Here is a 14333-nt window from a genome sequence, read left to right as displayed (position 1 = left end):
TTTTGCATTATAATATTAATAATTAAGTCATGGTTAACTTAGAATGGTATCGTACTTTTAAGGCGATCTATAAAACCGGGACATTGACAGGTGCTGCGGATGCTTTATTCATATCACAGCCGGGAGTAAGCCTTCATTTAAGCTCATTGGAAGCTTATGTAGGTTATAAGCTGTTCGACAGAACCGGTAGAAAAATGATTCCGACAGAACGTGGGAAAGTATTGTTTAATGCAGTAGCTGAACCAATCACCAAGCTGGAAGATGTAGAAAAGAATTTTCAGAAGTCTACTGAGAAACATACTCCTACAATCAGCGTGGGTATGTGTTTTGAGACTTTTCAGACTACCCTGGAACAATATGTTTCTTCATTACCCTTTAATCTGATTATCAGTTTTGGAGAATATCCTGAAATGCTGGATCAGCTGGATAAAGGAATTCTGGATCTTATCATTACTCCGAAAAAAGGAGCTTCACCCAATATTGAACATGAAGCGTTCTCTTCAGAACAAATTATTCTGGTAGGAGGGAAAGATGTGGATAAAGCAGCTTTCAATAAGGTTTTAAAAACAAAAGATGCTGAACAGATAGAGGAATGGCTGAAAAATGAAAAATGGTACGGAACCACCGGAGACATGGAACATCTTTTCCAGTACTGGATATTGAATTTTGGTCATAAACCCAATTTCCGTCCTAATTATATCGTTCCTAATATGAACTCAATCATCCGCTGTCTGAAAGGAGGAACAGGATTAGCCGTTGTTCCTGATTTTCTATGCAGAAATGATATTGAAAAAGGTGATATCCAGTTGATTTGGGAAGGAAAGAAGAAATTTGAAAATACGCTTTACTTCGGTTGTCGCAAGAAAACCAATTATCAAACTGAAATAGAACATATTAAAGGATTATTCCGCAAGGTGATGGCTTAATAAAACCATATCTATCATCTGTAAACCGTTTTCATAAATAGGTACTGGATAATTTTCAATAAAGAAATTCTTCAGAATTCCACTTTTAATGAAACCGTTTTTCTCATAAAATCTGATCTGTTGGAAGCCGGTATCCGATGTTCCAACAGTCAGTGTTTTATAATAATTTTCTTTCGCAATTTCTTTTGCCTTATCTATCAGGATCGTTCCAATACCTTTATTTCTGTAGCTTTCAATGACAGCAATGTTTTTAATTTCCAGTTCAGTATGGGTCTTCTTGTACAACGCCATTACAGCAATGTTTTCAGTACCGTCATGTAAAATATAGATCTCAGAACTAAAAATATATTGATTGATAGCTTCTTGGGTTTCATCAGCCAGAAGCAGTAAATGATAAGGGATTTCTGAATCCGAATTTAGCTTGTTGAAGGTGAAATTTTCCATTTACAGGCTCATATGGATAAGTGGATATTCTTTTCCTGAACCATCTTTTTCCGATCTTCCGATTTTTTTGAAGCCCATTTTTTCATAAAACCCGATCGCCTGGGGATTTTGCTCATTCACATCTACTTTGGTCAATCCCGTTTTCTCTTTCATGAACTGATAAAGAGTTTTTCCATAGCCTTTTCCCCGAGTGTTATTGTGAATGAAAAGCATTTCCAGATTGCCCTCTGCTACGGACGCAAATCCTTCAGCGTCGTTGTCTTCAGTAATTAAATAGACTTCCAGGTTAGGAAGATAGTCTCTTGGAATTACCTCTTTGAAATAATTGAAATCCTCTTCAGCAAGAAAATCATGAGTGGCTTTTACTGCTGATTCCCATATTTCCATAATTCGAGGATAATCCTCCGCATTTGCCAGTCTGATGTGTTGTGACATGATGTTTAATTTAAACAAAAATAAAGAAAATAGCGATGGTATACCAGCAGGAACATAATTTTGCAACCAGCAACCAGCAACCAGCAACCAGCAACCAGAAACCAGAAACCAGCAACTCAAAACTGCAATTACCTAACAATTTTCTAACAGGAACAGTAAAATTGGTAGGCAGAATTTCCGATTTTTTATTGCAAATTTGTTTATCACTTTATATTAATCATTAAAATAAAGACTTATGCAAAAGAAAACCTATACAGGACAACCTGTGGTAACCTTAAATAATGGAGTGGATATTCCGGCTTTAGGCTTTGGAGTATGGCAGATGGAAGATCTGAAAGAATGTGAAAATGCAGTAATCAAAGCTATTCAGACAGGATATAGAATGATAGATACTGCTGCTATTTATCAGAATGAAACAGCGGTAGGTGCTGCCGTAAAAAATAGCGGTGTAAACAGAGATGAATTGTTTATCACATCAAAAGTATGGGTTCAGGATCATGGATATGAAAAGGCAAAAAGTGCTTTCCAGAGAACATTAGACAGATTGCAGATGGATTATCTTGATATGTATCTAATCCACTGGCCGTATGGAGATTTTCTGGGAACATGGAAAGCTTTGGAAGAGTTATATCATGAAGGGAAAATTAAAGCCATTGGGGTGTGTAATTTTACCGTCGAGAAACTTGAGGAATTGAAGGCTAATTCAACCGTTTTACCCGTTATCAATCAGATTGAACTGCATCCTGTATTCCAGCAGAAAGAATTACAGGTATATGACAGAGAAAATAATATCGTAACTCAGCCCTGGAGCCCACTAGGAAATGGTAATGCCAACCTTTTAAGCAATCCTGATCTGAAAGCGATTGCTGAAAAATATGGCAAAACCGTAGCTCAGGTCATTCTGAGATGGCACTTACAGGAAGGTTTTGTTGTAATTCCGAAATCTGTGACCCCTTCAAGAATCGAAGAAAACTTTAATGTATTTGATTTTGCGCTGACAGAGGATGAAATGAATGTTGTACGTTCTTTAGATACCGGAAAAAGATTATTCTTTGATCCTAAAGATCCGGAATGGGAGCAAAAAATGTTAAATTCTGTAGCAGATATTTAATAGAAATAAAAAGTAAGAATACTCCCACAGATCTCACAGAAAACACAGATTGTAATCTGTGAAATAGTGAAAACTGTGGGAATTGTATTTTCATTCAGGGTGAAGAATATCATATCCTGTTGAAAATGAAGTGTTCCTATTTTTTGTACCTTTTTAATAAAAATAATTCTTATGTTTTGGCCAGATACAATCAGTAAAAAACTAGGGATACAATATCCTGTTATTCAGGCTCCGATGTTTGGAGTGAGCACCGTCCAGATGGCTGTTGCAGCTGCAAAAGCAGGTTGTCTCGGATCACTGGCACTGGCTGACCTTTCTGCAGATCAGTCTGTTGAATTGATCAGAGAGACGAAAAAATTGACAGATAAACCTTTTGCTGCCAATATATTTGTTCATCACATTCCGGAAGTGACTGATGCTTTAAAAGAAAAGTATGGTAAAACTAAGCTTTTTATTGAGCAGCTGGCAAAGGAAAATGTGATTGAAGTACATCTTCCGGATCTTGAAGAAATCAGTGTAAACGGCTACCATGAACAAGTGGATGCCATTATTCAGGAAAACTGTAAAATTTTAAGTTTTACTTTCGGAAATCTCGATGATCAGAGTATTCAAAAATTGAAGGAAAACGGAGTTACTCTTATCGGAACCTGTACTTCTGTGAGAGAATCTTTATTACTTGAAAATTCCGGTATTGATATCATTTGCGTTCAGGGAATAGAGGCCGGAGGGCACAGAGGAAGTTTTGAAGCCGAAAATATTCCGCAGATCGGAGGATTGTCTTTGCTGTCACAGATCTATGAACAGGTAAAAGTTCCTTTGATTTATGCCGGAGGAATTTATGGAGCGAAGACATTGCAGGCTGTTAAAGAGTTAGGAGCACAGGGTTTTCAGGTGGGCAATCTTTTACTGGCTTCTCAGGAAAGTGCTTTGCAGCCTTTTGAAAAAGAAAGATTGAAAAAGGTAAGAGAAGAAGAAATTGTTCTGACAAAGAGTTTTTCCGGAAGATATGCCAGAGGCGTGAAAAATCAATTTATAGAAACAGTTGAAAATTCAGAATATATTTTACCTTATCCTTACCAGAACAAACTGACCAATGCCTTGCGTAAAGAAGCAAAATCTTTGCAAAATCCGGAGTTTGTAGGAATTTGGGTAGGACAGTCTATCCACCCATATAGCGAACTTTCTACAGAAGAAATTCTGAAAAAACTGATCAAAGAATGTGAAAGATAAATCTGTATGTTTTAATTTGATGATAATTTTATATTTTCGTACATCAATATCATTGATCTGCCCCAATATAAAACTAAAACCAATAAAAAACATCCATGAAATATTCAGAAGGAATTAAGAGATCACTTCCATTCGGGTATCTTTTTCTCGTTATAATGGGAATATTAAAAGAAAGTGTCTTCTACTATCAGATCAATATTAATATTCTAAAATATTCAACAATAATGGACATTTTGATAAGTCCGATTGCTACTTTAACGGCTCATCCGGTTATACTGATTGCTCTGATTGTTATCGTCGTATTTTCATTTGCTTTTCCCTCTTTTTTATCCAAACAGGCCAATAAAAATAAACGTTGGGCATTCCAGATGGCATCTCTCAAAGGACATGAAAATATGAGCAAAGAGGCTATTGAGAATCATTTTACCAATATGTTTGTGAAATTTCTCGCTATGATGCTACTGTCTTTCTTTGTGGGGATAGGTTGGGGAGAAGGGATTGGGCTCACCAGAAAGATAAGGGAGAACAAGCTTAAATATGACTATAGATTAAACTATGGTGATGATAGCTTTGAGCAGGTACATCTGATAGGATCGAACAGCATGTATTATATTTATCTGGCAAAAGGAAATAAAACGATAAAAATAGCACCGTTGGGCTCCATAAAGAGTATTGAGCTGACCAATAATAAAAAATTAAGCGACAATTAGAAAGTATACTTCATAAAAAAGCTTCAGAAATAGAATCTGAAGCTTTTTTATTATTTTGTTAAATCAAGACCGCCGAAATTTCCGGAACTCATCATTAAATAAACACCATTTGTTTTATCTAATGTATTCCAGTAGGCATGAAGATCTTCAGCATTCGTGAAAACTCTTAATTTTTCATTCTTGAATTTTTCCTTGATAAACTCAGGAGAAATAGGTTCCATTCTCTTGATCTTCAACGCATCTTCAGAATAGAAAACAATGGCTTCTTCCAGACCATCCATGGCGTGGTCATATTGTTCAAGGAATGCCGGATTTAAGCTGGAATAGGTATGAAGCTCCAGAAATCCATATTTCTTATCATTTTTAAATTGCTCTGCAAATGCTTTTACAGCAGCCTTTACCTTACTTGGTGCATGTGCAAAGTCTTTGTATAATATTCCTTTATCTTCTCTTTCTACTTTTTCAAGACGTTTGGATGCTCCTTTGAAGCTCATAATCGCCTCATAGAAATCTTCATCCATAATGCCAAGCTGACGGCAGATATGTCTTGCTCCTTCAAGGTTCAGTAGGTTGTGGGCTCCAAAAACAGAAAGCGGAACATCTCCCATTTCGGTTTTTAAATATACTTTACCATTATTGATTTCGTATTCAGGAGTTTTGTAAGGGATTTTTCTGAAATAGTTCTCTGCATTTTCCACTACTTTTACTACTTCAGGATCTTCTTCGTTGTATACCAGAACTCCACCGGCAGTAATGCTTGCCACAAACTTTCTGAACTGATCGATATAATCATCAAAGGTTTTGAATACATTGATGTGATCCCATGCGATGCCGCTCATTAAAGCGATGTTCGGCTGATACAGTAAAAATTTTGAACGAAGATCGATAGGAGAAGAAAGATATTCATCACCTTCCAGCACCATGAAATCATTATCCTGAGTCAGTTTTACCATACAGTCGAACCCTTCAAGCTGAGCTCCTACCATGAAGTCCACATCTTTCTGATGGAAATTCAACACGTGAAGAATCATTGAAGTAATGGTAGTTTTACCATGTGATCCTGCAATGACCACTCTTGTTTTGTTTTTAGACTGTTCGTATAGAAATTCAGGATAAGAATATATTTTCAGCCCCAGTTCTTTTGCTCTTGCCAACTCTGGATTATCCTGATGGGCATGCATTCCAAGAATAACTGCATCAATATCCTGAGTGATTTTTTCCGGAAACCAGCCCATTTCCTGAGGCAGAATTCCTTTCTTTTCCAATCGGGATTTTGAAGGTTCAAAAATAGCGTCATCAGAACCTGTCACCTGATATCCTTTGTCTTTTAATGCGATCGCAAGATTATGCATGGCGCTTCCGCCAATGGCAATGAAGTGGGTTTTCAATTGTATTTACTGTTTTTTAACATTAGTAGTAATGATCTGCTGGAAAGCCTCAATAATATTGTTCCAGTTGGTCTGGTAATTCGGAATAATCATACTGGCATCCGTTTTACTACCTTCATTAGGACCTTTCTTGATATTGATGGAAGTGGAAATATTGTCGTACAATTTTTTACGGTCTTCCTGTATTCTTCTGAAATTATTCTGAGAAAGAACCTGATCCAGTTTTTTTAAATCTTCAGCAGAAATTTTAAAATCCTGTTTGTATTTCTTTCCCTGTCCTTCAAAAGAGTAGTGTACAGTATTCCCTTTTATAAGCAGGTTTTCATAAACTGGAGCATAGCCACCGCTTTTCGAATAGCTGATATCAAAATCCGAATATATCTTTTGGCTGTTGCATGAAACTAATACTATGATTGCGAATAAGATTCCAAGTATTTTGTTCATAATTTTTATTTTACTTTAATTATTTGAGTCCTTTTGTTCTAATTTTTTAGCTTTAAGTTCTTCATCATAACTGTGTAATACATTGAAGTCTTCTGTCTGCTCAATGGCAGTCATAATCTTCAATAAAATTTCCGGTGCTTTTTCATTATCATAATCAATATCCAGAGGAGCTTTAAATTCCATCGTAGGTTTTACACCGGTTACCTTTACGCGGAGTCCTTTTTTATCAAAAGCTCTTCTGAAGCCATTTATTTTGATTGGAATCACAATGGGGCGTTGGTTTTTTACCAGTTTGGCAGTTCCTCTTCGTCCCTGTGCAAAAGCCGATGTAGTTCCTTGAGGGAAAGTAGCTACCCAGCCATTGTCCAATGCTTTCATAATATTATCTACCTCACTCATGTCTACCATTCTGTTGACATTCTTCCCTTCGGCTCTCCATGTTCTTTTTACCGTTACAGCACCTGCAATTTTGAATATCTTGGGAAGAATACCCTTGTTCATGGTTTCTTCAGCTGCTACATAGTAAAAATCAATCTTAGGATTCAGTAGATAGATCGGGTTTTTTATCGTATTTAAATATCCGTTATTTACAGCACAGAAGGCATGATACATGGCCGCCACATCTGCAAAATAGGTCTGATGGTTGGATACAAAAAGTACGTTAGAGTCCGGAAGATCCACAAGGTGTTCTGTACCGGTTATTTTTAACTTATTAAAGCCGTTGAATCTTCTGTATGATACAACTCCTAAAATAAAAATAATAAACCTTTTCAAAAAATAAGGTGTTCCGAATGCATCGGTGAAAATATTTTTCTTCGCCATCTCTCAATTAAACACGGTAGTGCAAAGTTACATTTTTTTCAGCAACTGACTGAATTCACTTAATATCATTGCTGTAGCACCCCAGATGATGTATCCGTTGAAATTAATCACCGGAACGTCATGTCCGCCAGCACTGGGTAAAGCCATAATTTCCGGGGTATCCGACAGGTTTAAAAAGGAAGTGATAGGAAATTCTATTGTTTCCACAGCTTCCGTCTGCTGAAGAACAAAGGCCGGGTTCTTTTTTGTATAAGAAATGTAAGGATATACATAGAAATTGCTTGGCGGAATATAAATAGGAGACATTTCTCGGATAATCCTTACATAATGTTTATCTATTCCGATTTCTTCAGAGGTTTCCCGAACTGCTGTTTCAGCAAAATCACTGTCCATCTCCTCACGCTTTCCTCCAGGCAGGGATATCTGCCCGCTGTGTCTGTCGTGTTCATTAATGGTTCTTTGAATCAAGGGAAAATACCACTCGTTGTCTTTCAGATATAAAACAATATTGACAGCTGCAAATTTGGGATTTTTTGACAATACTTCATCATAAGTGAAAACGGGACGGTAGGGAGGCGAGAATACTCCATGTGCGTGTTCACCGGGAAGTTCCACGCTTTTTATTTTTCTCAATAAATCTTTTCCAAAATTTTCCATAGCTCAAATTTAGCAATATATCTTGAAGAAATAAGTGCCTTAACATTAATTAACCTATGAGAAAGACGGCATTGTAAGCGGAAATTTTTGCTTCTTAAACCCAATGATATATCGTTAATGATAAAACAGAACATATTTCAACTTTTAACTGTTAATTTTTAATTCAAAATTGATTTTTGGTTGTGTAAATAAATTTGAGCAATAGTTTCTATCAAAAGCTTAAAACCCTGTACTGTGATGTTTTAAAAATATAAAATCCCGGATTTATTCAGAAAAAATCATCATTGAAGAAAAATTAATATTCACCACTAATAGATTTTATTGAAAATCAACAAGTTGTGATGGGGTTTTTCCGTAACGGTAAATAATGACCTGGCGAACTGGAAACCGTGATTTTCAAAATTTACACTTTGATGGTGGTTTTTCATTTTGTCGGGGAAGCTACCTTTGCCTTACTATTAACCAATTAATTTTTACTAAGATGAAAAATTTACTTACAGGTGTACTTACACTATTCGCAATGAGTTTCGGATTCGCACAATTCAATATTGATGTGACTACTCAAACAGGAAACTTAAATGTTGCTACAGTAGACCAGACAGGTCTTTTGAACATTAATTCTCTAACACAAACAGGGAATCGTAATATGGCTGATATTGACCAGGTAGGAATTTTAAATGTCAATAATGCACAGAGTATCGGAAACAGAAACTCTATAGATGTGGATCAGGTGGGTATTGGAAACTCAAATGAAGTGATGCAGTTAGGAAACAGAAACTCTGCTTCAACATGGCAGCTTGGAGTGCTTAACTCTACAGAACAAACTCAGATCGGAAGAAGAAATGAAGCCTCTTCGGTACAGGTTGGATTAGGTAACTCTGTCCTTCAATATCAGGATGGAAGAAGAAATGATGCTTCTGCTATCCAGGTAGGTATCGGTAATGATGCTTATCAAATTCAGCTGGGAAGAAGAAATGATGCCAGTGCCCTTCAGATCGGTGCTAATAATGTTCTTGTTCAGTATCAGGATGGTAATGATAACAGTGCTACTCATGCTCAAGCCGGAACAGGTAATATTGCCGCTTCAGTTCAGGTAGGAGATGATAACACCTCTGTAGGATTACAGGTAGGTAATGCCAACCAGCTTTATCAATTCCAGATAGGAGATTCTAACACTGCTATTGACCTTCAGATGGGTAACAGTAACTTTACCTGGGTAGCACAAAGCGGAGATGGCCATATCCATGTTGGAACTCAGATGGGTAATGGAAACTCAATGATTGTGAATCAGTCGAATTAAGCCCTATAACAAAATACTGTAAATCTTAGAAATTGTAAAGGAGAAACTACAGTGTTTCTCCTTTTTCACCTTCGATTTTCTCCGGTTTGTTATTCATGTAATTTTAATAAAATAGGCTATGTTTAACTTGAGATGGAGTGTTTTGGCTCTTTTCACCATGTTGCCACTACATGCACAGGAAATAGACTGGGATAAGGTAAACAGTACTACAATCTTTAATCTTATAGCCAGACAGCAGACTGATCAGAGTTCTTATGGATCCGATATCATTCAGATAGGAGATTATAACAATGCCGAACTTTCCCTTAACGCCCGAACGAATATTTTAGTAAAACAGCTGGGAGATTTCAATACCCTATATTTTATCAATTCATTTACAGATAAAGAAACAAAAGCTGCCATTACTGCACAGGGAAACAATAATATTATTGATGTTACAGGAAGCAACAGTATTTCGGATGGAATTCAGATTAATGTAAAGGGAGATAATAAAACAGTCTTCATGAGAAATTATTAAAACACAGATGATGAAACTTTTATATTCCCTTAGCTTGGGTACTTTTTTTAGCTTCCTGTCTGTATGGACATATGGGCAGGAAGATAAGAAAGTAAACGCCAGGATAGAGAGCAGTCTCCTTGAAAACCAGGTCAGGTTAAAAGCAGTTGTAGTTAATAATACTGCAGTGTATAAAGAACTGAATTACCTTTTGGTTTCTATTAAAAAAGGAAATGGTGGAAATCTCTCCAACAACCAGCAGAGTGGTAAATTTTCTGTCAATCCCAATGAAGTAAAGGTATTATCGGAAATCAATGTGAATCTAGAATCAAAAGATGCTCTTAAAGCCTTCCTTTATATCAGGGATGAAGAAACGCAGAAGCTGATTGCCAAAGACAGTCTGGAACTGAACAGCGACCTTTTTAAAAAAAAAACAGCTAAGATAGAAGAAGATGCTGCTTACGAGCTCAGAGGACTTACTATTGATGAGACGAAAACCAAGGTGGGAAAAGACTTTTATGACATGTTTTACATGCAGTACAGTCAGCTTCCTGATAAGAGCAGTAGCGTTATTACTATTACAGAGCTCCCTCTTCGTGGAACAAGCGGCCAGATTACTATTCAGATGGAAGATAAAATTATTTACAGTTTTATGACCAATCCGACAGAAGATTATTTAAAAGAACAGTTGAGCTACAGCTTAAAATATATCAAAGAATTTAATGCCAAGAAAAATCTTATAAAAAATGAATTCATCTATTAAAAATGTCCGCCATGAAAACCTTTATCATTATTTTGACCTTTATTGCGGGTATTTTCTACGGAAAATCTCAGCAGCTCGTCTATAAGCCGGTAAATCCAGCTTTTGGAGGAGATACCTTCAATTACCAGTGGCTTTTAAGCTCTGCTAATGCACAAAACCCATTTGATGAAAAAAATGATTACAGCAACTTGCTGGATCGTGTGAATTCCCTTGATAGTTTTACCCAGAGTCTTAACAGACAGATCCTCAGTGAGCTTTCAAGAAAACTGTTTGATGAACAGTTTGGTGATGGAAACATAAAACCCGGAAATTATCTCTTCGGATCCCTTTATCTACAAATTACCAATACTAATCAGGGACTTTTAATCAATATTTTGGATACCAGTAATGGCGATCAGTCCGAGATCGTAATTCCGAAATAGGAAATAACTAAAAATAAACTTACCATGACAACCTACACTTATACCAGAATCTTTTTCTGCACCTTCCTGCTATGCATTATGCAGGCCTGTAGTTCAATATTTGGTTTACCTTCGGATCCCGAAAAACCAACAATGGGAGAGGTTACTTCTTCTACCGCAGAATTAAAAAATCTTCCGCTTCCCAAAGAGAAGATTGTAATAGGAGTCTACAAATTCAGAGACCAGACCGGCCAGTATAAACCATCTGAAAATGGAAATAACTGGAGTACGGCAGTTCCTCAGGGAACCACTACCATTCTCATAAAAGCCTTAGAAGACAGCCGTTGGTTTATCCCTATTGAAAGGGAAAATATCGCCAATCTTCTCAATGAAAGACAGATCATCCGTTCCACCAGACAGGAATATATCAAGGATGCAGACAAAAACAATCAATCACTTCCTCCTCTTTTATACGCTGGGATTCTTCTCGAAGGCGGCGTTATTTCTTATGACAGCAATATTCTGACCGGAGGACTTGGAGCAAGATATTTCGGTATCGGAGCTTCCACACAGTATCGCCAGGACAGAATTACCATCTATCTTCGTGCTGTTTCTACGCTTAACGGAGAAATTCTTAAAACGGTTTATACTTCTAAAACCATTCTCTCAACCAGTGTTAACGGAAGTTTTTTCAGATATATTGATACGGAAAGACTATTGGAGGCTGAAGTAGGGCTTACTCAGAATGAACCCGTTCAGCTCGCTGTAACAGAAGCTATCGAAAAAGCTGTAAAAGCCCTCATTGTAGAAGGAATCAGAGATAAAATATGGGGGAAAGCAATAGATGACAATGGCGGTTATCAAAGTTTAGTCAATGAATATAACAGAGAGCAGGAGCAAAATAATGACCGGGTGGTTGGAGGCAGGTATCCACAGGATTACAGACAGAAAGTATCCATATTTGCCAATGTGGAAGGACAGAAAGTTAAAGATGACTATGTAAGTTCTAAAATGAATGTGGGAGGAAAAATAGGATTCAAATACTTCCTTACTCCTTATCTGAATATGGAACTGAATGCAAGCTATTTTACGCTTGAAAACTCAAATATTGTGAAAAGAAACTACTTCGGTCCTGAAGTGAATCTGGAATACATACTTTTCCCGAAATACAGATTCAGTCCCTTCTTATATGGAGGAGCAGGAGCGATGTATTCAAAATATAAACCCCAATACAAAGCACAATTCGGTGGTGGGCTGGAATATATGATCAGCAAGAATTTCTCACTGAGAGCCTCTGCCCAATATGACCTTGGCTTCAAAGACGACTGGGAAGGCCTTGTAAATGGGAAAAGAAAAGATCAGGCTTTGCGCTTTGGAATAGGAATCAACTTTTACTTCGGAAACAAATAAAAACACGAACTATGAAAACTATAATTAAAATATTCAGCATATTCATCTTTGCTTTTTGTCTGTTTTCATGTAATGAAGACCTTGTAGAACAGGCTCAAACAGGAATGTTAAAAGGAAAAGTCGTAAAAAGAGGTAGCAATGTACCGCTTTCTAATGTGAAGATATTTACCAATCCTACGACACAAACGGTGTTCAGCGGTACAGATGGTTCATTTGAAATCGCTGCCATGCCGGTAGGGAATTATTCTCTAAAAGCAGAACTTTCAGGATATATTACAAGCTTTCAGTCAGTCAATATACAAAATCAAAATCAGGTAGTAACGGTAGTTTTTGAGATGGATGATGATACTTCATTAAATTCTCCTCCCGCTACACCACAGTTGCTAAGTCCGATAGATAACGCAGTAAATCAGCCTTTGAGCGTCGAATTAACCTGGAGCGCAACAGATCCCGATACAGCAGATGTATTAAGATACAGTCTGACAATTAAAAATAATCTTGACACTAATGTGATTCAGGTTAATGATTTGACAGCAAACCACTATACGCTTTCAAATCTGAAGTTTGGTGTAAGTTACTTCTGGCAGGTGTCTGTTTCGGACGGCATTCACCAGCCAGTTTTAAGCTCTATCAGTAAATTCACCACCAATACAGTTCCCGCTAACAGGTATCATTATACTCAAAAACAAAATGGAAACTTTGTGATCATTTCCAGTGATGACCAGGGAAATAATTTCCAGTTTACCAATTCTTCCTATAACAGCTGGCGACCCCGCAAAAACAATAATGCAGGTCTCATTGCATTCCTTCGTACAGAAGGTGGAAGCACCCATATTTATACCGCAAATCCGGATGGCTCCAATCCTTTTAAAGTAACTACAGTTGCTGTTGCAGGCTTTAATAATTATGAAATGGATTTTGCATGGAGTACAAATGGTAAGGAACTTATTTATTCCAACTTTAATAAACTCTATAGAATTAATAAGGATGGAAGCGGCTTGAGCCTAGTATACACCACTCCGGACGGAAGTATGATCTCCGAATGTGACTGGAGCTACGACGGTAGTAAAATAGCATTGAAAACCAATGATTATAACGGATATAATACTAAAATTTATGTGATAGACATTAACGGAAGCGTTCTTAAAACGGTATTGTCAGGTACTGTAGGTGCCAGTGGAGGTTTGAACTTTTCTGTAGATGGACAGCTTCTTTTGTTTACCCGTGATGTCTCAGGTTATCTGGACGGAAGTGGAAATTACCGTCAGCTGGATTCACATATCTTTGTCTATAATCTTGTTACAGATGCCGTGAGTGATATTTCTGCAGAAAGCGAAAAAGTGATGGGAACCAATGATCTCGATCCAAGATTCTCACCAAACAATGCCCAGATTATCTTCATGAATACCTCCAATGATAATATTTCGCAGAAAAATGTAATGGTCATTGATCTCAATAGTACGATGACGGATCTTACAAGGGCAACACTTTTTAGCAATGGAGAAATGCCGGATTATGAATAAGATATAGCGTTTAATGTTCAAAGTTCAATGTTTAAAGTTCAAAGTCCAAGGTTTTAGTTGTAAAGTGAGGTGAGAGATACAATCTGTACCTATTAGAGACCAATTGAGAAGTAATTACATACGTTTTTCATTGTTAAGTCTCTTATTTCTCTGCCTCACTTTTTTACTGATAGGCTTTGATTATAGGTAATAATAAATATTTGTCTGAAGGATTATGGAAATTGGGTTCAGACATAAAAAATTCCAGACTTTGCAAAGCCTGGAATTTTTGTG

At 36.9% G+C, this 14333-nt stretch carries 16 protein-coding genes; 10 read left to right on the top strand and 6 right to left on the bottom strand.

The window, feature by feature from the left end; genetic code table 11:
- Positions 1-29 precede the first annotated feature (29 nt).
- Positions 30-926: a LysR family transcriptional regulator gene (locus ACWPWS_RS12060; RefSeq protein ID WP_454046649.1), complete on the top strand. Its 897-nt coding sequence runs from the start codon at positions 30-32 to the stop codon at positions 924-926.
- On the opposite strand, the gene ACWPWS_RS12055 is transcribed toward ACWPWS_RS12060, so the two are convergent.
- Entirely contained in the window at positions 903-1370 is a 468-nt protein-coding gene (locus ACWPWS_RS12055) for a GNAT family N-acetyltransferase (RefSeq protein ID WP_454046648.1), read from the bottom strand. The genes ACWPWS_RS12060 and ACWPWS_RS12055 overlap by 24 nt on opposite strands.
- Positions 1371-1805 (bottom strand): GNAT family N-acetyltransferase, encoded by a 435-nt coding sequence (locus ACWPWS_RS12050; protein WP_454046647.1) that lies wholly within the window; start codon positions 1803-1805, stop codon positions 1371-1373.
- A gap of 235 nt (positions 1806-2040) precedes the next feature.
- Between ACWPWS_RS12050 and ACWPWS_RS12045 the strand changes: the two genes are divergently transcribed.
- The 3 genes from ACWPWS_RS12045 to ACWPWS_RS12035 all read left to right on the top strand — a co-directional run bounded on the left by ACWPWS_RS12045 (position 2041) and on the right by ACWPWS_RS12035 (position 4856).
- Positions 2041-2916, top strand: a complete 876-nt coding sequence (locus tag ACWPWS_RS12045; RefSeq protein WP_454046646.1) for an aldo/keto reductase — start codon at positions 2041-2043, stop codon at positions 2914-2916.
- 171 nt (positions 2917-3087) lie between these two features.
- Positions 3088-4146, top strand: a complete 1059-nt coding sequence (locus tag ACWPWS_RS12040) for an NAD(P)H-dependent flavin oxidoreductase (protein WP_454046645.1) — start codon at positions 3088-3090, stop codon at positions 4144-4146.
- 95 nt (positions 4147-4241) lie between these two features.
- Positions 4242-4856, top strand: coding sequence for a hypothetical protein (locus ACWPWS_RS12035; RefSeq protein ID WP_454046644.1), 615 nt, complete (start codon positions 4242-4244; stop codon positions 4854-4856).
- Positions 4857-4906: 50 nt separating this feature from the next.
- On the opposite strand, the gene ACWPWS_RS12030 is transcribed toward ACWPWS_RS12035, so the two are convergent.
- Genes ACWPWS_RS12030 through ACWPWS_RS12015 form a run of 4 tightly spaced genes read right to left on the bottom strand, consistent with a single transcriptional unit; the run spans position 4907 to position 8167 of the window.
- Positions 4907-6244: a UDP-N-acetylmuramate--L-alanine ligase gene (locus ACWPWS_RS12030; RefSeq protein ID WP_209785757.1), complete on the bottom strand. Its 1338-nt coding sequence runs from the start codon at positions 6242-6244 to the stop codon at positions 4907-4909.
- A gap of 6 nt (positions 6245-6250) precedes the next feature.
- Positions 6251-6688, bottom strand: coding sequence for a hypothetical protein (locus tag ACWPWS_RS12025; protein ID WP_454046643.1), 438 nt, complete (start codon positions 6686-6688; stop codon positions 6251-6253).
- 15 nt (positions 6689-6703) lie between these two features.
- Positions 6704-7510: a lysophospholipid acyltransferase family protein gene (locus ACWPWS_RS12020; RefSeq protein ID WP_105684446.1), complete on the bottom strand. Its 807-nt coding sequence runs from the start codon at positions 7508-7510 to the stop codon at positions 6704-6706.
- Positions 7511-7537: 27 nt separating this feature from the next.
- Entirely contained in the window at positions 7538-8167 is a 630-nt protein-coding gene (locus tag ACWPWS_RS12015) for an NUDIX hydrolase (protein WP_105684445.1), read from the bottom strand.
- A 481-nt stretch (positions 8168-8648) separates the two neighbouring features.
- Between ACWPWS_RS12015 and ACWPWS_RS12010 the strand changes: the two genes are divergently transcribed.
- The 6 genes from ACWPWS_RS12010 (at position 8649) to ACWPWS_RS11985 (ending at position 14060) form a co-directional block, all read left to right on the top strand.
- A complete protein-coding gene (locus ACWPWS_RS12010; RefSeq protein WP_454046642.1) occupies positions 8649-9467 on the top strand; it encodes a hypothetical protein in 819 nt (272 codons plus the stop codon).
- Positions 9468-9585: 118 nt separating this feature from the next.
- On the top strand, positions 9586-9984 hold the full coding sequence (locus ACWPWS_RS12005; RefSeq protein ID WP_309513405.1) for a hypothetical protein: 399 nt from the start codon (positions 9586-9588) through the stop codon (positions 9982-9984).
- Positions 9985-9991: 7 nt separating this feature from the next.
- Positions 9992-10726 carry a curli-like amyloid fiber formation chaperone CsgH gene (gene csgH / locus ACWPWS_RS12000; RefSeq protein WP_454046641.1) on the top strand — a complete coding sequence of 245 codons (735 nt, stop codon included), beginning with the start codon at positions 9992-9994 and terminating at the stop codon, positions 10724-10726.
- Between the two features lie 11 nt (positions 10727-10737).
- Positions 10738-11148, top strand: coding sequence for a curli production assembly/transport component CsgF (locus tag ACWPWS_RS11995; RefSeq protein ID WP_209785754.1), 411 nt, complete (start codon positions 10738-10740; stop codon positions 11146-11148).
- Between the two features lie 24 nt (positions 11149-11172).
- Positions 11173-12537 carry a CsgG/HfaB family protein gene (locus ACWPWS_RS11990; protein ID WP_454046640.1) on the top strand — a complete coding sequence of 455 codons (1365 nt, stop codon included), beginning with the start codon at positions 11173-11175 and terminating at the stop codon, positions 12535-12537.
- Between the two features lie 11 nt (positions 12538-12548).
- On the top strand, positions 12549-14060 hold the full coding sequence (locus ACWPWS_RS11985) for a carboxypeptidase-like regulatory domain-containing protein (RefSeq protein ID WP_309513408.1): 1512 nt from the start codon (positions 12549-12551) through the stop codon (positions 14058-14060).
- The last annotated feature ends 273 nt before the right edge of the window (positions 14061-14333 follow it).

This window comes from Chryseobacterium sp. Marseille-Q8038 (genome assembly GCF_965111995.1).
This window is presented reverse-complemented; position numbering and strand designations above follow the sequence as displayed.